Genomic DNA, 19,177 nt, shown 5'->3' with positions numbered 1-19,177 from the left:
GGGAAAAGGCGACGCTGCCTTCGATCGACCCTAGCGCCCCGGCACGTCCGGGCGCCATTCGGGAGCGACGAAAAACGTCGATCTTGACGGCTGGATTCTCCGAAATCGATGAACTTCCCGTTCGCCGGCGATCTGACCCTCCGCAGCGCGTTAAGAACAGTGGTTCTTGACGCTCAGATCTCGCCGAGCGCCTGACGCAGCAGATGCATGAGTGCCGCCAGCTGCACCGGTTCGGCCGCCGACTCGTCGACCGCTTCCCCGTCGAGCGCGCGAGCCGCGAGCCCCTGCTTCTGGTCGATCAACTCCGCGATCTTGGTGTCGATCGTGTGCGCGGCGATGATCCGCCATGCAGTCACCGGCTCATCTTGGCCGATCCGATGCACGCGGTCGATCGCCTGCGTCTGCTCGGCAGCCGTCCAGGACAGCTCGGCGAGGACCACGTTCGACGCGGCCTGCAGGTTGAGACCGACGCCCGCCGCGGTGAGCGAGCAGACGGCGATGCCGACCTCGGGGTCGCCGTTGAAGTCGTCGATCGCCTGCTGCCGGACCGCGGTGGTCTGGTCTCCACGGATCGACACCGAGCGGATGCCCGCGGCGGCGAAGTGCGCCTCCGCCTGGTCCATGACGTCGATGTGCTTCGCGAAGAAGACGACCTTGCCCACCGAGCGCTGGAGCTGTGCGGCGTAGTCCGCTGCGAGCGGAGCCTTCGCCTGACCGATACGGCGCACCATGGTGAAGACGTTGTCTCCGCCTGTGCCAGCGGCCTTCGACTCCTCGAGCTCGTTCTGAGCGACCAGCCGCACGATGTCGTCGTCGATCTCGCCGGGAGCGAGGCCGCGATCTCCCCGCGCCTCGATGATGCGACGGTAGCGAGCGGCGAGCCGCTCCCCCAGCTCTCGTTCGGCCTGGCGGATGCTGCGTCCGAACTCGTCGTCGAGCTGGACCGGCAGATCGGCGATGAGCTTGTCCGGAAGGTCCGCCGCCACGTCCTTCTTCTTGCGACGGACGATGCCCATCGAGATGACGGCGTCGCGCGCTTCCGGGTAGAAGGCCTTGTCTGCCGGCGTGAAGCCCGTCGCGTCGAGCTTCTCCATGAGCTCAGGGCCCGGCTTCTCACCGGTCGTCCACCCAAGGAAACGCCAGATCGCATCGAAGTCCTCGACATCGTTGATCAACGGCGTGCCGGTGAGGGCGAGCATCAGAGGGTTGTGACCCGGAGTGCGCTCGCGCACCTGAGCGGCCAGCGACAGCACGTTCTGCGACCGCTGCGACGAGAGGTTCTTGATGAAGTGGGCCTCGTCGACGACCATGCCTCGCAGGCCGATCGACGCGAGCCACGACATGTGCCGGTCCAGGATCTCGTAGTTGACGATGAAGACGTCGGCGAAGGCGTCGATGTCGTCGCCGTCTCCCTGGATGACCGTCGCACGACGCTGCGGCGTCCACCGCTCGACCTCGCGTGCCCAGTTCATCTTCACGACGTTGGGCACCACGACCAGGAGCGGGTATGCACCGGCGACGGAGGCTGCGAGCACGGACTGCGCGGTCTTGCCGAGACCCGGCTCGTCCGCCAGCAGGAAGCTGCGGTGCCCGGCCTTCACGGCTTCGAGGAACCGCGACTGGTGCACCATGACCTCGAGGCCCTTGGGCGAGATGTGGTCGAACTCCGGTGCAGGCGGCAGCTCCATCGACGCCGCAGCGCCGCCGGCCCCTGTCTCGAACGCCTTGTAGAGCGGACCCATGAGCTCCCAGCCGTCCAGACGACGGCGCGGGGTGGCGGCCGGACGCGGCGTGAGGTCGGGAGCCAGGAACGGGTTGGCCAGTTGCCGCGCCTCGACCGAGGGCGGGGTCACCTGTCGCTCGGCGATCGCGGCGGGAACCATCGAGATCTGCACCGGGGCAGCGTCGGCGATGATGAGCTCTTCCGGCGCCAGTTCGGCTCCGGATTCGAGCAGCCAGTCCCGACGCATGCGCTTCGCCACCGGCGACGTCGCCTGGTCGGCCTCGAGCAGCTGGATGAGCGACGTGTCGCGGGCTGCCGTCTTGGCGAGGATCGTCGCGACTCCGTCGAGCCGCTTGAGCAGCTCCGCGCGTGCGGGATCGGTGATCTCGCTGTCGGCCTTCACTCTCGCGCGCTCCTCGCGCACCAGGAAGGCGATCACCTGGAACTTCACCCGGTTCGTGGGTCCGAGCTTGCCGCGCTGCGACTTCGCCTCGATCTCGCGCACCTTGCGGGCGAGGATCGGGATGAGGGGTGCCTCGTCGTCGCGACGGGACGTCTTCTTGCGCCGCGTGGCGGCGGTTGCCGTGGTCGGCATGCTCCTCCTGAGCGTGAAAGCTCCGGCTTCCCCCAGGAAGCCATGGGCCGTTCTCGTTGTCCGCGTGTGGCACGAGCCAGGACCGTACGAACAGTGGGTCTTCTTCCCGTCGTGGTACGCGAGATTCGCGAAGTCCGGCGGGAGCCGATGTCCATTCTATGTCATGACGCTCGCCCGAACGCGATTGCCCGCGCCGCGCCGCGCCGGAACTCGGACAGCGGGCCCGTTAGCCCGGGAGCCCCAGGGCACGCGCGGCGTCCGTCACGTCGGCACCCATCTGCGCCATGAGCTTGTCGATGCCTTCGAAGGCCACCATCCCCCGCAGCCTGTCGACGAACTCGACCGTGACGTCGTGCCCGTACAGGTCGAGGCCCGTCTCGCCCAGCACGTGAGCCTCCACCTGCCGGACGAGCACGTCGTCGAATGTGGGGTTCGTGCCGACGGAGATGGCGGAGGGGTGCCGGATACCGGTGTCGTGGTCGACGAGCCACCCCGCGTACACCCCGTCTGCCGGCACGAACGCGTCGACGATGGTCGACAGGTTCGCGGTCGGGAAACCCAGCTCGCGTCCGCGCTTGAGCCCGTGCACGACCTCTCCGCGCACGTCGGGGTACCGACCGAGCACCGTTGCCGCCGAGGCGACATCGCCCTCCATCAGCAGTTCGCGGATCCAGCTCGACGAGACGCGTCGCTCGGAGCCGGGGAGGTACACATCGTCGACGACCTCGACGGAGAAACCGTACAGCGGGCCCATCTCCCGTAGAAGCTCCGGAGTGCCCGCTCCCCTGTTGCCGAAGCGGAAGTCCTGCCCGACCAGAACCGTCGAGACCTGAAGGGCTCCGACGAGGATGTCGACGACGAAGTCCTCGGCACTGCGGGCAGCGAGCTGCTCGTCGAACGTGAGGACCAGGGTGGCGTCGAGTCCGAGCTCCCCCAGGAGTTCGAGCTTGCGCTCCACCGTGACCACGTTCTCCGGGCACCGGTCGGGCCGGATGACGGCGAGAGGGTTGCGGTCGAAGGTGACCGCGACCGCCCGACTTCCCGTCGCGGCCGCGGCTTTCTCGAGGCGTTCGATAACCACACGATGGCCGGCGTGCACACCGTCGAACTTGCCGATCGCGACCGCGCTCGGACCGAAGTCGCTCGGCACGTCCTCCGGGCTGCGGAAGACGATCACGCGCCCACCTCGACCGGACGCACGACATCGGCGGGCCGATGCGTGCGCAGCCACCAGATGCCGAAGACGGGAAGGATCAGCGGGATGAACAGGTAGCCCCGTCCGAAGAGCGACCACACGGTCTCGTGCTGGAAGAGATCGGGGAGAAGGATGCTCAACAGCCCGACGACGAGCACGCCGGTCAGCTCGAAGACGATGGCGACCCAGGCGACCGTGTACCAGCCACGGCGACGGGCCAGGACGAGGGCGAGCGTGGCGAGGATGTAGACGACGGCGGCGAGTGCGGAGAGCGAGTACGCCAGCGGCGCCTCGTCGAACCGGCGCACGATCTGCACGAAGCTGCGACCTGTCGCCGCCAGCGCCATGACGGCGTAGACGATGACGAGGACGCGACCGATTCCGGTCATCCGAGAGGAGGGGGCGGTGGGGCTCATAGCGCATTCCATCCTAGAGCCGCGGGAAGCCGCCGGGTTCCCGCGGCGACCACTCGCGTCACGCGATCTGGACCGCCCAGATGACCTGCATGCGCCACAGCATGATGGCGATCGCGAGTGCCGCGACCCCGAGGATCACCGTGCTCCAGCGGCTGCGCTCCATGAGCGCCCACAGCACGGCTCCGACCGGGAGCAGGGCAGCCGAGACCAGGTACACCCAGTACTCCAGGAGGTCTCCGGTCGGCGGGTTGCCCGCCAGCGGTGCGATGATGGCGACGATCACCTGGACGACGAGGAGCGCCTCGACGAGGGCGAGGGCACCGACGCTGAAGTCGCTCGGCCTTCTGCCGAGCAGCCCCGCGGCGACGCAGAACACACCGGCGGCGACGGCGATGACGATCTGTGCGATCGTGAACCACAGGATCATGGTGCGACCTCCGGCATGTTCATGGCGCTCTTGAGATCCGCGCCGCGCTTCTCGACGATGCCGATCAGGGCACCGTCCTGGTCGATCGCCGCGCCCATCGCCTCGTGCAGACGTGCAGCCTGTCCGCTCAATCGCTTGCCGTGGCGGAGGTCGCGCGCGTCGTCGGAGGACATCTCGAGCACGGGCAGGATCCGCGCCGCCGCTTCGCCCGGAGTCAAGGTCGGCGCGCCCTCGAGTGCATCGAGCCCGACGGCCTCGGTCACATCGAACGGCCCGACCCTCGTGCGCCGCAGTGCCGTCAGATGACCGCCGACGCCGAGGCCCGCCCCGAGGTCTCGGGCGAGGGAGCGGATGTAGGTCCCGGACGAACACTCGACGATGACATCGAGATCGACGTGCCCCTCTCCGCGGCGAGTGGCCAGCAGGTCGAACCGCGAGATCACGACGTCCCGTGCCGCGAGTACGACCTCTTCTCCCGCGCGCACCCGATCGTAGGCACGGCGACCGTCCACCTTGATCGCCGAGACGGCACTGGGGACCTGGGAGATCTCCCCCGTGAGCTCGGCGATGCCGGCCGACACTGCGTCGTCGGTGACCGAGGCCCAGGCATCGGCGGAGGCCGTCGTGAGGATCTCCCCCTCCGCATCGTCGGTGCCGGTGGTCTGGCCGAGACGGATCGTCGCCGTGTAGGTCTTGTCGGCACCCACGATGTACGTCAGGAGCCTGGTTGCCCCTTCGATGCCGATCACCAGCAGACCCGTCGCCATCGGGTCGAGGGTTCCGGCATGCCCCACCTTGCGGGTGCCGAACGCCCGCCGCGTGCGGGCGACCACGTCGTGACTGGTCAGCCCAGCGGGTTTGTCGACGAGGAGGATGCCGGGCGAGACCATCCTCCCAGCCTACCGACGGTGACGGGGCGGAGCGGTCACGGCGCTCAGCCGCAGACCTCGTACGAGGGCTCCGCACCGGTCGTCACCGTGACGTCCCAGGCGGTATCCGCACCCTCCCGGAACGCGAAGAACACGTGGGCGTCGGTCTCACTCGGGAGCATGATCCAGCTGTCGCTCCGATCGTCGACGTCCCCTGCTGCGCGGCGGGGTATGCCGCGAGCAGATCGTCCCTGGTGGCGCCGACGCCCAACCCGGTCATCGTCTGGGGACCTGGAACCCCCTCGAGCGACTCACTCGTAGAGGAGACGGAGATCTCGCGGATGGGAGCGCTCGGGCTCTCGGTGCCCCGCACGAAGGACATGCCGTAGGCGGAATCCGACGCCGTCCACCACGCCGACCATGAGCAGTCGACCGCGTCGTTGGTCCATCCCGGTGCGAGACCGTCGAGCGTCGAGGCGAAGTCGCCACCGATCTCGATCGGCCCGACACCGGCGTCGTCGATGACCCAGGTGCTCGGGTCTGTCGCAACCTCGACTCTGGCTTCCGTCGTCGGGCTCGGAGAATCGGACGGTGTCTGGCTGGGACTGACTTCCCGGCTGTCGGATGGCGCGGGCGCCGCACCCCCGGTGCAACCGGTGAGACCGCTCGTGGCGAGAGCGGTGAGGAGGATGAGCTCGGCGGCGCGTGCACGGATCATGAAGCCCCTGACTCCGGTCTCGGGCACCTCGGCCCGCTCACGTAGGCTGGAGGGATGCCCGACGCGCAGGTCCCTTCCGACGTGGTGTCGGCCCTGCCCGAATGGTACCGCTCCACCGCCAGGGACCTGCCGTGGCGACGCCCCGAGTTTCACGACGAGTTCGGGGCCTGGGGTGTGCTCGTGAGCGAGTTCATGCTGCAGCAGACGCCGGTCGTGAGGGTCATCCCGCACCTCGATGCCTGGTTGAAGAGATGGCCGACGCCCGCGAGGATGGCCAGCGCATCGACGGCGGACGTCGTGCAGCAGTGGGCGAACCTGGGCTATCCCCGGCGTGCGCTCTGGCTGCATCGCGCGGCCGTCGAGATCACCGACCGGCATGGCGGGGTCGTACCGCGCGGGGTGGACGATCTGCTGGCGCTGTCGGGTATCGGCGACTACACCGCCCGTGCTGTGGCCGTGTTCGCCTACGGCGACCGCCACCCGGTCGTCGACACGAACACCCGAAGGGTGCTCGCTCGTGCCGTCGAGGGCCGCGCACAGCCGGGCGCGCCGTCACGCCGAGACCTCGATCTGATGGCCTCGCTGCTGCCCGATGACATCGATGCCGCTGCGATGTTCAACGCCGCGGCGATGGAACTCGGCGCCACCGTGTGCACGTCACGATCACCACGATGCGAGCTGTGCCCGTTGGCAGGCAGTTGCGCCTGGCTGGCGGCCGGCAGACCCGACACCGGGGATGAGCGGCGACGCCAGGCGGCTTACGAGGGGTCGGACAGACAGGCCCGCGGCGCGGTGCTGCGGCTGCTGCGGACCCTGGATCCGGAGCCTGTTCCGCTGGCGGCCGTACTGCCGGACTGGCCTGACGCGGGTCAGCGGGATCGCGCCATCGACTCCCTCATCGCGGACGGCCTCGCGGAAGCCGACGGGTCAGCGCTGTTCCTGCCGCGCTGAACGTCTTCCGCAGGCGATCACGGCAGCCGACGCCTCGACGGGTCCGCACGCTCAGACGTGGTGATCCGTGCGATGCGCGAGCACCGTCAGCTCGACCCTGCTCCGCACGTCGAGCTTGACGAAGACCCGACCGAGGTGCACCTCCACGGTGCGTACCGAGACACGCAGCGCCTCCGCGATCTCGCGGTTCGCGGCTCCTCGGACGGCGCGCATCGCGACCTCCAGTTCGCGCGCCGTGAGCCGGAGCGCCCAGGCCGAACGGCACGCGGAGAGAGCCTCCGCCACGGGGAGGATGCTTCCTTCCCTGGCATCGAGGCGATCCAGCCTGTTCCGGATGGCTCTGGCCCAGGCGGTTGCGCCGGAGATCTCGAACAGCCGCTCCGCGTACTGGAGGTGGATCCTCGCTGACGCGTGATCGTCACGGATCGCCTGCTGCGTCCCGAGCATCATCTCCACCCGCGCCCTCGCGAACGGCGAAGTGAGAGTACGCGCGATCTCGCTCACCTCTTCGCTCTCGGAGGGCCACCGCCCGTCCCCCGCTGTCGCGATGCGTATCCGCAGCTCCTGCGCGAGGGCGATCTCGGGAGGCTCGACCGCCGCGGTCCTGACGCTCTCCTGACCGACGAACGCCATCTCCTCCAGCCCCGGCACCACCAACGTCGGCTGCGGTGCGCCGCGATCGGACCAGAGCCGGAACGTCGCGGCAGCCTCGTCGAACGAACCGGCGAGGAACGAGCGGATGCCGCGGTCCACGAGCAGATCGACCTTCACTCCCACGGGGAGGGCCGCCGTGAGCGAACGGGCGAAAGGCCCGAGCTCACCGAGCACGGCCAGGTCGAGGCGCCGGGCGAGGACCACGCCGAGGCCGGCGAACGGCATCGCGATCGGAAGCCGGAGAGCCGATTGCATCAGTCGGTCGCGCGCAAGCCCGATGTCGCCCCGCCAGACCAGCAGCAGCACCTCGATGACCGCGCGATAGGCCTGGATGACCGGGCTGTTCTCGTACCCAGGGACGAGAGGATCGGGGCCGACGGACAGGACCGATCCATCGGTCGACAGCAGGCGGAGCGCACGATCGATGTCTCCGTCCGTCGCGGCGCGCAGTGCGCGGAGCATGCCCCCGCTCGCCGGACCGGCTCCACTCACGGCGTCGCCGCCGCGATCGCCCACGATGAGCCAGCACAACGCGACGGCGGGATCGCGGAGCTCATCGCCTGCATCCGCGCGGGCGGCCCCGTCTCGCAGGACATCGAGCCAGGTGCGCATCCCGATCCGGTCGCCGCGCTCGGCGCACAGGACGGCCGCGAGAGCAGCAGCCCTGGTCCAGTGGCGCCAGTCCTCCTGATCGAGCGTTCTCGACCGCAGCGTGGTCGGATCGACGGCGGGTACTGCGCCCTGCACGAACGTCCGAGCGACGATCAGCGCGCCGAGGCCGGCGATCCGATGATGCGTGCTTCCACGCGGATAGAGACCTCCCAGCCATGCTGCGGCCTCCGCAGCGAGTCCGGCGCTCAGGGCCGAGGCGCCGGCGACGAGACATGCCTCGTCCTTGGCATCGCCCACGGCGTGTCTATGCGCCTCGGTCGCGAGCAGCAGCGCACGGTCGGGTTGTCCGGCCTCGGAGAGCCGCCGGGCGAGCCGCGTGAGTCCAGGTGCGGTGGACGGGGCTCCCTCGAGTGAAGCCCGCGCCTGGTGCCAGTCCGCACTCGCGCGTTCGCCCCGAGCACGGAAGAGCGCGCTCAACCGCTGGTGAACCGCCGCAGTCCTGGCCGCGCAGGTCGTCGCCTGCACCCAGACGGAGAGTCTCGCATCGACGAGCCGTGCGCGACCGGCGTGCACGAGCACGTGATCTGCGACAGATGCATCGGCCAGTTCGGTCGCCGTTCGTCCGTCGAAGGCGAGCAGCGGACCGAGAGCGTCGTCCAGGCGCACCGCGAGCGCGAGCAGCAGCTCACGATCACGTTCGTCGAGTTCCAGGTCGGCGAACCGGAGCGCGATGGCCGGCACCAGCGGGAGCGGCGTCGGCAACGACTGCAGCCCGTGACGTTGAGCCGGTGTCAGACGCTGGACCACCTCGCGAATCGTCGGCACGTCGCCATGGACGGCGTCGGACAGACGCGCGAGAACGTGCGGAGCGCATCCGAGATCCTGCTCGAGGAGATCCGCCAGGAGAAGTCCGGCCGCGGCGGGCGCGACGAACGGCCCCCCAGTCGTGTCCGTACCCTCGATGCGTCGATCCCCCTCAGCTTCGCGGGATCGGGTCCCGCGGAGCCGAGCGTATCAAACGGCTCTCACTCCGAGTCGTCTTCCGTGCGGTAGGGGTCGGCGTCGCCGGCGTGCGAAGCCGAAGAAGCCAGCTTCGCGACGTCCGCATCGCGCTGCTGCGCCTCGCGGAGCAACGCACCGATGTGGTCGGCGTTCTCCGGCAGCGCGTCCGGGATGAACTCGAGCGTCGGCACGAGTCGTGTGCTCAGCTGTCGTCCGACCTCGCTGCGCAGCATGCCGGTCGCGGAGGTCAACGCGGCTCCGCTGGAGATGCGCTCCTCCTCCGTGCCGAGCACCGTGTAGAACACGGACGCGTGCTGGAGGTCTCCGCTCACACGGACGTCGGTGATGGTGACGAAGCCGAGGCGTGGATCGCGCAGCCCCTTCTCCAGCCGCTCCGCGAGGATCACGCGGATTCGATCCGCAAGTCGGGCCTGTCGTTCGCCTGCCATTGTTCTCTCCCTGTCCAGGAACCCTCAGGGCGTCCCCCGTCTCCCACGAACCGGAAGGAACGGGGAGACGGGGAACGCCCGAGAGTGTTTCGAATAGATCAGCCGCGAGGCTTCTCGATGAGCTCGGTCGTCTCGATCTCGTCACCGATCTGGATGTCGTTGTACTTCCCGAGTCCGATACCGGCCTCGTAGTCCGTACGGACCTCGGTGACATCGTCCTTGAAGCGACGCAGCGACTCGATGGCGAGACCATCGGCGATGACGACGCCGTCGCGGATGACGCGAGCCTTGGCGTTGCGGGTGATCGTTCCCGATCGCACGATGACACCGGCGATGTTGCCGAACTTCGAGGAGCGGAACACCTCGCGGATCTCGGCGACACCCGACTGGACCTCTTCGTACTCCGGCTTGAGCATGCCCTTGAGCGAGCTCTCGATCTCGTCGATCGCGTTGTAGATGACGGAGTAGAAGCGGATGTCCACGCCCTCACGAGCGGCGCGCTCGCGCGCCTTCGTGTCCGGGCGGACGTTGAAGCCCACGATGATCGCGTTGTCGATCGTCGCCAGGTTCACGTCGGACTCGGTGATCGCGCCGACACCGCGGTGGATGATGCGCAGCTGCACCGAGTCGTCGACCTCGATCTTGAGCAGCGACTCCTCGAGTGCCTCGACGGCACCGGAGACGTCACCCTTGATGATGAGGTTGAGCGACTCGACCTTGCCCTCTTCGAGAGCACGGGTGAAGTCCTCGAGCGAGATGCGCTTGCGGGCCTTGGCCAGCTGGGCGTTGCGCTCGACCGCTTCACGCTTCTCAGCGATCTGACGGGCCATGCGGTCTTCCTCGGTGACGATGAAGACGTCGCCGGCGCGCGGTACAGAGTTCAGACCCTGCACCTGGACCGGACGCGACGGGTAGGCCTCGAGGACCTGCTCGCCGTTCTCGTCGGCCATCGCACGCACACGGCCGTAGGCCGTACCCGCGACGATCGCGTCGCCGACCCGGAGCGTTCCGGACTGGATGAGCACCGTGGCGACCGAACCGCGACCCTTGTCGAGCTTCGCCTCGATGGCGACACCGCGAGCGGCCTTGTTCGGGTTCGCGGTCAGGTCGAGGCCGGCATCCGCCGTGAGCAGCACGGCATCCAGGAGATCCTGGATACCCGTGTTCGCCCGAGCGGAGACGTCGACGAACATGACGTCGCCACCGAACTCCTCGGCGACGAGACCATACTCGGTCAGCTGCTGACGCACCTTCGAGGGGTTGGCGTCGGGCTTGTCGACCTTGTTCACCGCGACCACGATCGGCACGTTCGCCGCCTGTGCGTGGTTCAGCGCCTCGACCGTCTGCGGCATGATGCCGTCGTCGGCTGCGACCACGAGGATCGCGAGGTCGGTGACCTGCGCACCACGGGCACGCATGGCGGTGAACGCCTCGTGACCCGGGGTGTCGATGAACGTGATGGCTCGCTCGATGCCCTCGTGCTCGGTCCAGACCTGGTAGGCACCGATGTGCTGGGTGATGCCGCCGGCTTCTCCCTCGATGACGTTGGTCTGACGGATCGCGTCGAGCAGTCGCGTCTTACCGTGGTCGACGTGACCCATGACGGTGACGACGGGAGGACGGATCTCGAGGTCTTCCTCGCTCTCCGCCTCCAGCTCGGCCTCGAGGTCGAGACCGAAGCCCTCGAGGAGCTCCTTGTCCTCGTCCTCGGGCGAGACCATCTGGATCTTGTAACCGAGCTCCTCGCCCAGCACCTCGAACGTCGCCTCATCCAGCGACTCGGTGGCCGTGGCCATCTCGCCGAGGTTGAAGAGGATCGTCACGAGGGTTCCGGGCTGCACCGTGTAGCCGGTCAGCGTCTCGATCTTGTCCGCGAAGTCCGCGATCGATGCGCCGCGACGCATGCGGATGATCTCTCCGTTGCCGCGGGTGACGTTGACGCCACCGACGACCGGAGCACTCCGCATCTCGAACTCTTGCCGCTTCGCCCGCCGCGACTTGCGCTGCTTGCTCTTGCCACCGCCCTTACCGAAGGCACCTGCCGTGCCACCGCCGGGTCCACGGCCGCGACCGCCGCCACCACCGGGACGACCGGCGAAACCGCCGCCGGGACGTGCACCGGGGCCGCCTGCTCCACCGGGTCCACCGGCGCCGCCGGGACGACCGGGGCCTCCGGGACGCTGCTGGAACGGAGCACCGGGACGACCACCCTGGCCACCGCGGGGTGCACCAGGACGAGGCGAGCCGGGCCGAGGCGCACCCGGACGGGGTGCACCGGGACGAGGCGCCTGAGGACGCGGGATGTTCCCCGGAGTCGGACGCTGGCCCATGCCCTGCGCCGAGGCGAAGGGGTTGTTGCCGGGACGGGGACCGGCGGGACGCTGGCCCATGCCCTGGGCGGACGAGAAGGGGTTGTTACCCGGACGCGGAGCGCCCGGAGTCGGTGCACTGCTCTCGGCGGGTGCCGCCGCCTCCGGAGCTGCAGGCGCGGGAGCCGCTGCTGCAGGTGCAGGAGTCGGGTCCGCGGGTGCTGGAGCAGCGGGGGCCGGAGCCTCCGGGGCGGGCTTGGGACCGGGCTTGGGGCCGGGCTTGGGGCCCGGTTTGGCGCCGGAACTCGCACCGGGCTTCGCCGCAGACGCGGCCGGCTTCGCGGCCGGAGCAGCAGGGGCTGCGCTCTTGAGCGAGCTGTCGGCCTCGATCGCCGCGCGCAGCTTGCGCGCCACCGGCGGTTCGATGGTCGAAGAGGGGCTCTTCACGAACTCGCCGAGTTCCTTGAGCTTTGCAAGTGCGATCTTGCTGTCGACGCCGAGTTCGGCGGCGATCTCATGTACGCGTGGTTTACCAGCCACAATTCTCCTGTCTGAGTCGGTCCACCCAGACAGGGCAGACCACTAGTCGCGGACGGGTCTCATTTCGAGCCGTTCACTTTGTTTCCATAGCTGTTCAGCCTTTGTTTCTTGGTGGGTGCTGTTCGAAGGTCCGTGTGTCCAGCTGAGTGTTCACACGCAGTGCTCGTCCGAAGGCTCGTCGCCGCAGAGCGGCCTCCATGCATTCGGGTGTCGGATGCACCCACGCGCCGCGCCCCGGCAGGACAGCACGCTCATCGGGGATGAGGGTGTCGTTCTGGGCAACCACCCGGAGAAGGGCGGAGCGGGGAGCACGCGTGCGACAACCGACGCACGTTCGTACGGGTTCCATCTTACACCTGCGTTTCACCCCGCCTCGCCCGTTCCCGGGCGCGGCGGAAGGCCGAAGCCGGTCAGTCGAGGACGCTGTCCGGCTGGATGTCGATCTTCGCCCCCGTGAGCTTGGCGGCCAGGCGGGCATTCTGGCCCTCCTTGCCGATCGCGAGCGACAGCTGGTAGTCGGGCACCAGCGCGCGGACGGCCTTGGTGCCGGCATCGAGCACGAAAGAGCTCGTGACCTTGGCGGGTGAAAGCGCGTGCGCCACGAAGGTCGGGAGATCCGCGTCATAGTCGACGATGTCGATCTTCTCGCCGGCGAGCTCCTCGGTCACCGCGCGCACACGACGACCCAGCTCACCGATGCAGGCGCCCTTGGCATTGATCGAGGGGTCGTTCGCCTTCACCGCGATCTTCGTGCGGTGTCCGGCCTCCCGGGCCAGCGCCACGATCTCGACCAGACCGGCCGCGATCTCCGGCACCTCCAGGGCGAAGAGCTTGCGGACGAGCCCAGGGTGCGTACGCGAGACGGTGATCTGCGGGCCCTTGAGCCCCTTGGCCACACTCGTGACGTAGACGCGCAGGCGCGAGCCGTGCGTGTACTCCTCGCCGGGCACCTGCTCCTCAGGGGGAAGGATCGCCTCGACGGAACCGAGGTCGACGTGGATCATGCGGGGATTCGGGCCCTGCTGGATTACGCCGGCGACGATGTCGCCTTCCTTGTCCTTGAAGTCGCCGAGCACGACGTCGTCCGCGATGTCACGGAGACGCTGGCTGATGACCTGCTTGGCGGCGAAGGCGGCGATGCGGCCGAAGTCATCCGGCGTCGCGTCCTCTTCGCCGATGATCGCGCCCTCTTCGTCCTTGACGACCTGCAGGACGGCGACGTGGCCGGTCTTGCGGTCGAGGTCGACGCGGACACCCTCGGGCGTGACGCCGTCGGCTGCGACGTGCTTGGAGTACGCGGTCAGGATCGCCTGCTCGATGATGGCGACGAGCTCATCGAAGGGAATCGCCTTCTCCTTCTCGATCCCTCGCAGCAGACTCAGTTCGATGTCCATGACGGCCTCTCTATTCAGCTCTCGTCGCGCCTGTTCGCACGCGCGACATCCGTACCACGATACCCTGTGCCCACCGGCTCCCGCACGGCGGCGGCGGTGGCGGAATCCCGGAGCCGCTCGAGGAGGAGCACGTGAGCACATTCGACACGGTCGTGATCGGCGCAGGCATGTCGGGGCTCACGAGCGCCCGGATGCTCGCCGACGCCGGTCAGCGCGTCGTGGTCCTCGAGGGGCGCGACCGCATCGGAGGCCGCATGCACACCGACCGCAGCGCCGGATTCCCGGTCGATCTCGGCGCCTCATGGATCCACGGCATCGAGAACTCCCCGCTGTGGGACCTCGTGCATGCGCTGCGCATCCCGGCGATCGAGTACACGGTGGGCAGCTTCCAGGTGGGAGGTCGCCCGATCGAGAACTACGACGGCCGGGGCCGCCGTCTGGACGAAGCCGCGACCGCGCAGTGGGTCAGCGACGTCGATCTGGCCGACCGCCTGCTCGTGGAGGAGATCGCCGCATCCTCCTCCGGCGACACGTACCTGGACGTCACGGAGCGCGCTCTGGACAGGTCGGGGCTCTCCCCTGATCGCATCGACGACATCCGCGAGTTCTTCCGCCATCGCGTCGAGGAGCAGTGCGGCGCCTGGATCGGCGATCTCGATGCCCATGGCCTCGACGAGGATGCGATCGAGGGCGACGAGGTCATCTTCCCCCGCGGTTACGACGAGCTCCCCCGCCGCATCGCAGACGGCCTCGATGTGCGCCTGGAGACGGTCGTGACCCGCGTGAGCCGTTCCGCAGCGGGCGTCGTCGTGCGCGCCGGTGATACCGAGTACCGCGCGGACCGCGTCATCGTCACCGTGCCGCTCGGGGTCCTCAAGGCGGGAACGATCTCGTTCGATCCCGAGCTCCCCGAAGCGGTCTCCGGCCCTATCTCCCGCCTCGGGATGGGCGTGTTCAACAAGGTGTTCGTCCAGTTCCCCGAGCGCTTCTGGGACGAGGAGACGTACGTGATCCGCGCACTCGGCGACGCCGGCGAGCACTGGCACTCCTGGTACGACGTGTCGGCAGTGAGCGGGATCCCCACGCTCCTCACCTTCGCCGCCGGCCCTTTCGGTCGTCGGATGCAGGACCTCGCTGATGCCGAGATCGTCGCCGACGCGGTCAGCGCTCTCCACGTCCTCTACGGAGACGCCGTCGGTGAACCGCTCGCGCACTGGGTCACGCGTTGGGGCGAGGACGAGTTCTCGAACGGCTCGTACTCCCACCTCGCCCTGGGATCGACGCACCACGATCACGATGCTCTGGCGGGCCCCGTCGACGGGGTGCTGCACTTCGCCGGCGAAGCCACCTGGGGCGATGAGCCGGCCACGGTCGGGGCGGCGTTCTACTCCGGCCACCGCGCTGCGGAGCGCATCCTCGATCGCCCGGTCGATCTCGCCGACTTCGCCGCCCGCATCACCGCGCGGGAGCAGACGGTAGGGCGTTGATCGCGCCGATCAGTCGGAACAGATTGCCCACCTGCCGCTGATCCAGGTGCAGGATCAGGCGCGGGAGGTCGAGGTTGTCGGCGTCGGCGACCTCCGGCTGACGCGGGCCCGTCCGCTCGATCCTCCCCGATGACAGCATCGAGCCGAACTCCTCGTTGAGCCGATCGATCTCCTCGTCCGTCGGCTCCGCCTTGAGCCGCAGCACCAGCGCATCGCCCACCCAGCGCAATGAGTCGTAGTTGTGCCAGAAGCCCGTGATCTCCGCCCTGGCCGCATCGACCGAATCCGTGATCACGACGCGATCGAAGTCGCCCTCCGAGATGACCCCGGTCGGGGCGAGATGGTCGTCGATGAAGCTGCGAAGCCCCTGCCAAAAGGTGCCACCCGGCTCGTCGAGCAGAACGATCGGCGTCGGTTCCGCCTTGCCGGTCTGCTGCAGGGTGAGCAGCTCGAACATCTCGTCGAGGGTGCCGAACCCACCCGGCAGGCAGATGAACCCGAGCGATTCCTTGATGAGCATGAGCTTGCGGGTGAAGAAGTACTTCATCGCGACCACGTGGTCCTGGCCGGCCACGAAGCCGTTGGGCTTCTCCTCGAACGGGAGCCTGATCGAGACGCCCAGCGAGAGGGCAGGACCCGCTCCCTCGGAAGCCGCCTGCATGATGCCGGGCCCCGCCCCCGTGACGACCATCCATCCATCCCCCGCGAGGGCCGAGGCGACGTCGCGCGCCGTCAGATACAGCGGATCGTCCTGCCTGGTTCGCGCCGAGCCGAAGACCGTGACCTTGGGGACGCCGCGGAACGGAGCGAAGAGACGGAACGCATCACGCATCTCGGCGAGCGCTGCCGAGGCGATCTTCAGATCGAGGCGGTCGGCGCCGTCCTCCCCCAGAAGGATCGCGGTGCGCAGCATCCGCATCACGAGCCTGCGGTCGGTGTGCACTCCCGCATCGTCGAGGACGGCGTTGATCTCGGCGCTGAGCGCTTCAGGGAGGGGTTCGTCGATCATGCCTCCAGGGTGTCATGCCCCGGGGCGACCGTGGCCTCCTGCCACGCCGTCGCTCAGACTCCGCGGGACTCGTCGACGGCCGCCCGGATCTCGTCGTGCGGGAGCGCGACGCTCCTGTGCCCGTCGCGTCCTGTCATGTCCTGCGCTGCGACGAGTGCGTTCCACACGGCCTCGTCGACGGCCTGCACCGCTGCCGTCAGGAAGGGATCGATCCGCCCCCACGGGATCAGGCGCATGGTCTCGTAGACCTCGTCGCTCCCCTCCGGGAACTGCGACGTGAGCGCACCCTCGTTCGCGGTGGAGAACGCGAGGACGATGTCGCCCGAGAAGTGACTGCCCGCGGTGCCGCTGCGGCCGAGACCCAGGGCTCCCCGACGAGCCAGTGCCGCGCACTGACCGGGAAGGAAGGGGGCGTCAGTGGCGATGACCACGATCGCGGATCCGGCTCCTCCCGGGGCATGTTGGCGCCGCTCCCGAGCGAACCAGTCGTCGTCGCCCATCGGGTTCGGCGCCGACGATCGTGCGCCCAGGTCGATGCTGCCGAGCCGAAGCTCGTCGCGCGCACCGAAGTTCGCCTGGATGAGGACTCCGACGGTGTACTCGGCACCGCCGTACGCCACCGTCCTGGATGCCGTGCCGGTGCCTCCCTTGAAGCCGTAGCAGTTCATCCCCGTCCCTCCGCCGACGTTCCCCTCCGCCGGTGCGGCGGTGCTGGCCGCCTCCAGGGCCGACCACGCGTCCGCCGGCGTGACGTGACCGCCGTTGATGTCGTTGAGGTATCCGTCCCAGGTCTCCCCGACGACGGGCAGCATCCACTGGGCGGCGACGTGCGGGGCGACCTGCGCCACCCAGGAGTCGATACCGCTGTGCACGGCTCCGACCGCATGCGAGCTGGTGATCCCGATCGGCATGGACAGCGATCCGGACTCGTCGATCCATGCGCGGCCGGTGAGCTCGCCGTTCCCGTTGAAGGCGTGGACGGCCGCAGCACAGGGCACGCCCACTCCCTCGCGGCCCCGGGGCAGGACGGCGGTGACCCCGGTGCGGACGGCGTGCGCCCCCTCCCCCGCGACCATGGTGCGATATCCGACGGCCACACCGGGGACGTCGGTGATCGCGCCGTGGGTGCCGCTGCGTCCCGCGAACGGGACCCCCAGATCCCTTGCCCTGATACGCCTGCGCGACGACTCCGACGCCGATGAGGAAACCACCATGTACTCCACTCTGACCTGAACGTATGTTCAGAGAGTACGTCACCCAACGCATGTTTTGCTTGACTTAACCCGTCTTTGCCTTTTGAATCACTGTTCAAGATCTCGTACCGTCCGATACGCACCCTTCCGACAGCAGATTCCGGAGCCGCAGATGTCTCAGCCGAATCCCTCCGTCCCCACGACCACGACAACGACGCTCGCCCAGCGGCGCCTCGGAGTCTGGGCGATCGTCTTCTTCGTGGTCTCCGCCGCAGCTCCCCTCACGGTCGTCGCCAGCGCTGCAGCCACGGACTTCCGTCTCGCCGGCATCGGCGGCCCGGGCGCGATGCTCGCCAGCGGTGTCGTGCTGATGCTGTTCGCCTTCGGTTTCACCGCCATGTCGAGGTATGTGCGCAACACCGGCGCCTTCTACGTCTACGGCGCTCGAGGACTCGGCAAACCCGTCGGCATCGGCATCGTGTTCGTGACGATCTTCTCCTACACCGCCCTGTGCATCTGCTTCTACGGCTTCGTCGGGTTCTTCGGGGAGATGACGTTCTCCGCACTCTTCGGCATCGATCTGCCCTGGACCGTCTACGCGCTGCTGGCGCTCGTCATCGTCGGGGTGCTCGGCTACCGCAAGATCGATGTCGGTGCCAAGGTTCTGGGCGTCCTGCTCACGGCCGAGGTCGCCATCCTGCTCGTCCTCGCAATCGCCGTGCTCGCCTCGGGCGGCCCCGAGCCGATCTCGTTCGCCTCCTTCGCGCCCGAGAACGTCTTCTTCGCCGCCGGGAGCGGCGCGCTCTTCGTCTTCGGGTTCGGTGCCTACCTCGGCTTCGAGAGCACGGCGATCTACGCCGAGGAGGCGCGGGATCCGGCACGCACCGTGCCGATCGCGACATACATCTCGATCGCGTTCCTCGGCGTCTTCTACGCCTTCACGTTCTGGATCCTCACGGTCGCCTTCGGCATCGAGGGCGTGCTGCGCCTCGCCCTGCAGGACGACTTCCAGGACATGGTCTTCCACGCCGGCGACGCGTACCTGGGCGCCTGGGCGTCCGTGACGATGCGGGTGCTGATCGTCACGAGCTTCTTCGCCTGCCTCCTCGCGTTCCACAACGCCAGCTCCCGGTACCTCTTCTCGCTCGGACGGGAGCGTCTGCTGCCGTCGTGGCTCGCGCAGACCCAGCCGACGACGCAGGCACCTCACCACGCAAGCCTCGTGATCTCGATCGTGTCGCTCGTGGCCATCGCGGTGACGATCATCAGCGGAGCGGATCCCTTCCTCGGCTTCGCGCTCCCTGTGTACTCGATCGGCGTGGCCGGGTTGGTCTTCGCCCAGGCCGTGGCCGCCATCGCCGTGGTCGGTTTCTTCCTGAGAGGGCGGCGAGGCCACAGCATCTGGCGGGTACTGGTCGCACCGGCGCTCGGGGCGCTCGGTCTGATCGTCGGATTCGTCCTCATCGCGACCAACTTCGATCTCGTCACCGGTCTCCAGGGGCCCGTCAACCTCGCGCTCCTCGCCCCCACCCCCGCCCTGTTCGTGGCCGGCATCGTCGTCGGGATCGTCCTGAAGCGACGTCGTCCCCGCCACTATGCTGAACTCACCACGCTCGTTCCCGACGACGAGTAGC

The 19,177-nt window shown here is 68.5% G+C and carries 16 protein-coding genes; 3 read left to right on the top strand and 13 right to left on the bottom strand.

Annotation, left to right across the window (positions count from 1 at the left end):
- Positions 1 to 173: 173 nt before the first annotated feature.
- The 6 genes from AAY78_RS10600 to AAY78_RS10575 form a co-directional block, all read right to left on the bottom strand.
- A complete protein-coding gene (locus AAY78_RS10600) occupies positions 174 to 2,318 on the bottom strand; it encodes a DEAD/DEAH box helicase (protein ID WP_046748278.1) in 2,145 nt (714 codons plus the stop codon).
- A 226-nt stretch (positions 2,319 to 2,544) separates the two neighbouring features.
- Positions 2,545 to 3,495 (bottom strand): bifunctional riboflavin kinase/FAD synthetase, encoded by a 951-nt coding sequence (locus tag AAY78_RS10595; protein ID WP_046748277.1) that lies wholly within the window; start codon positions 3,493 to 3,495, stop codon positions 2,545 to 2,547.
- Positions 3,492 to 3,902 (bottom strand): hypothetical protein, encoded by a 411-nt coding sequence (locus AAY78_RS10590; RefSeq protein ID WP_171010960.1) that lies wholly within the window; start codon positions 3,900 to 3,902, stop codon positions 3,492 to 3,494. The genes AAY78_RS10595 and AAY78_RS10590 overlap by 4 nt, the downstream gene beginning before the upstream one ends.
- A gap of 85 nt (positions 3,903 to 3,987) precedes the next feature.
- On the bottom strand, positions 3,988 to 4,356 hold the full coding sequence (locus AAY78_RS10585; protein WP_046748275.1) for a hypothetical protein: 369 nt from the start codon (positions 4,354 to 4,356) through the stop codon (positions 3,988 to 3,990).
- Entirely contained in the window at positions 4,353 to 5,246 is an 894-nt protein-coding gene (gene truB, locus AAY78_RS10580) for a tRNA pseudouridine(55) synthase TruB (RefSeq protein ID WP_046748274.1), read from the bottom strand. The genes AAY78_RS10585 and truB overlap by 4 nt, the downstream gene beginning before the upstream one ends.
- Before the next feature lie 82 nt (positions 5,247 to 5,328).
- Positions 5,329 to 5,943 carry a hypothetical protein gene (locus AAY78_RS10575; protein ID WP_046748273.1) on the bottom strand — a complete coding sequence of 205 codons (615 nt, stop codon included), beginning with the start codon at positions 5,941 to 5,943 and terminating at the stop codon, positions 5,329 to 5,331.
- Positions 5,944 to 5,997: 54 nt separating this feature from the next.
- Here AAY78_RS10575 and AAY78_RS10570 point away from each other — a divergent pair, with 54 nt between their 5' ends.
- On the top strand, positions 5,998 to 6,894 hold the full coding sequence (locus AAY78_RS10570) for an A/G-specific adenine glycosylase (protein WP_046748272.1): 897 nt from the start codon (positions 5,998 to 6,000) through the stop codon (positions 6,892 to 6,894).
- A gap of 51 nt (positions 6,895 to 6,945) precedes the next feature.
- Here the strand turns inward: AAY78_RS10570 and AAY78_RS10565 are convergent, their stop codons facing one another.
- From AAY78_RS10565 to nusA, 5 genes are all read right to left on the bottom strand, one after another.
- Complete coding sequence (locus AAY78_RS10565; protein WP_156172642.1) at positions 6,946 to 8,985, bottom strand: response regulator transcription factor; 2,040 nt, start codon at positions 8,983 to 8,985, stop codon at positions 6,946 to 6,948.
- 200 nt (positions 8,986 to 9,185) lie between these two features.
- Positions 9,186 to 9,611 (bottom strand): 30S ribosome-binding factor RbfA, encoded by a 426-nt coding sequence (gene rbfA / locus AAY78_RS10555; RefSeq protein WP_046748269.1) that lies wholly within the window; start codon positions 9,609 to 9,611, stop codon positions 9,186 to 9,188.
- 98 nt (positions 9,612 to 9,709) lie between these two features.
- Positions 9,710 to 12,460 (bottom strand): translation initiation factor IF-2, encoded by a 2,751-nt coding sequence (infB, locus tag AAY78_RS10550; RefSeq protein ID WP_046748268.1) that lies wholly within the window; start codon positions 12,458 to 12,460, stop codon positions 9,710 to 9,712.
- A gap of 94 nt (positions 12,461 to 12,554) precedes the next feature.
- Entirely contained in the window at positions 12,555 to 12,809 is a 255-nt protein-coding gene (locus AAY78_RS19530; protein WP_082108654.1) for a YlxR family protein, read from the bottom strand.
- A gap of 61 nt (positions 12,810 to 12,870) precedes the next feature.
- Entirely contained in the window at positions 12,871 to 13,854 is a 984-nt protein-coding gene (nusA, locus tag AAY78_RS10545) for a transcription termination factor NusA (RefSeq protein ID WP_046748267.1), read from the bottom strand.
- A 131-nt stretch (positions 13,855 to 13,985) separates the two neighbouring features.
- Here nusA and AAY78_RS10540 point away from each other — a divergent pair, with 131 nt between their 5' ends.
- Positions 13,986 to 15,341 (top strand): flavin monoamine oxidase family protein, encoded by a 1,356-nt coding sequence (locus AAY78_RS10540; protein ID WP_052748739.1) that lies wholly within the window; start codon positions 13,986 to 13,988, stop codon positions 15,339 to 15,341.
- On the opposite strand, the gene AAY78_RS10535 is transcribed toward AAY78_RS10540, so the two are convergent.
- Together AAY78_RS10535 and AAY78_RS10530 are read right to left on the bottom strand one after the other, a co-directional pair.
- On the bottom strand, positions 15,310 to 16,350 hold the full coding sequence (locus AAY78_RS10535) for a TIGR00730 family Rossman fold protein (protein WP_046748266.1): 1,041 nt from the start codon (positions 16,348 to 16,350) through the stop codon (positions 15,310 to 15,312). The two genes, AAY78_RS10540 and AAY78_RS10535, sit on opposite strands and share 32 nt — an antisense overlap.
- A gap of 53 nt (positions 16,351 to 16,403) precedes the next feature.
- Complete coding sequence (locus AAY78_RS10530) at positions 16,404 to 17,564, bottom strand: DmpA family aminopeptidase (protein ID WP_046748265.1); 1,161 nt, start codon at positions 17,562 to 17,564, stop codon at positions 16,404 to 16,406.
- Between the two features lie 151 nt (positions 17,565 to 17,715).
- Between AAY78_RS10530 and AAY78_RS10525 the strand changes: the two genes are divergently transcribed.
- Positions 17,716 to 19,176, top strand: a complete 1,461-nt coding sequence (locus AAY78_RS10525; RefSeq protein ID WP_046748264.1) for an APC family permease — start codon at positions 17,716 to 17,718, stop codon at positions 19,174 to 19,176.
- Position 19,177: the final 1 nt, after the last annotated feature.

It is taken from the genome of Microbacterium sp. Ag1 (genome assembly GCF_001005635.1).
In the GTDB taxonomy this organism is placed as follows: domain Bacteria; phylum Actinomycetota; class Actinomycetes; order Actinomycetales; family Microbacteriaceae; genus Microbacterium; species Microbacterium oxydans.
The sequence above is the reverse complement of the archived record's forward strand: the minus strand, read 5'-3'. Positions and strand labels throughout refer to the sequence as shown.

Bases quoted from the DNA above. Each gene is read 5' to 3' on its own strand.
- AAY78_RS10575 (WP_046748273.1), bottom strand. From the start codon at position 5,943: ATGATCCGTGCACGCGCCGCCGAGCTCATCCTCCTCACCGCTCTCGCC.
- AAY78_RS10585 (WP_046748275.1), bottom strand. From the start codon at position 4,356: ATGATCCTGTGGTTCACGATCGCACAGATCGTCATCGCCGTCGCCGCC.
- AAY78_RS10530 (WP_046748265.1), bottom strand. From the start codon at position 17,564: ATGGTGGTTTCCTCATCGGCGTCGGAGTCGTCGCGCAGGCGTATCAGG.
- AAY78_RS10590 (WP_171010960.1), bottom strand. From the start codon at position 3,902: ATGACCGGAATCGGTCGCGTCCTCGTCATCGTCTACGCCGTCATGGCG.
- nusA (WP_046748267.1), bottom strand. From the start codon at position 13,854: ATGGACATCGAACTGAGTCTGCTGCGAGGGATCGAGAAGGAGAAGGCG.
- AAY78_RS10525 (WP_046748264.1), top strand. From the start codon at position 17,716: ATGTCTCAGCCGAATCCCTCCGTCCCCACGACCACGACAACGACGCTC.
- truB (WP_046748274.1), bottom strand. From the start codon at position 5,246: ATGGTCTCGCCCGGCATCCTCCTCGTCGACAAACCCGCTGGGCTGACC.
- AAY78_RS10570 (WP_046748272.1), top strand. From the start codon at position 5,998: ATGCCCGACGCGCAGGTCCCTTCCGACGTGGTGTCGGCCCTGCCCGAA.
- AAY78_RS19530 (WP_082108654.1), bottom strand. From the start codon at position 12,809: ATGGAACCCGTACGAACGTGCGTCGGTTGTCGCACGCGTGCTCCCCGC.
- AAY78_RS10535 (WP_046748266.1), bottom strand. From the start codon at position 16,350: ATGATCGACGAACCCCTCCCTGAAGCGCTCAGCGCCGAGATCAACGCC.
- AAY78_RS10600 (WP_046748278.1), bottom strand. From the start codon at position 2,318: ATGCCGACCACGGCAACCGCCGCCACGCGGCGCAAGAAGACGTCCCGT.
- rbfA (WP_046748269.1), bottom strand. From the start codon at position 9,611: ATGGCAGGCGAACGACAGGCCCGACTTGCGGATCGAATCCGCGTGATC.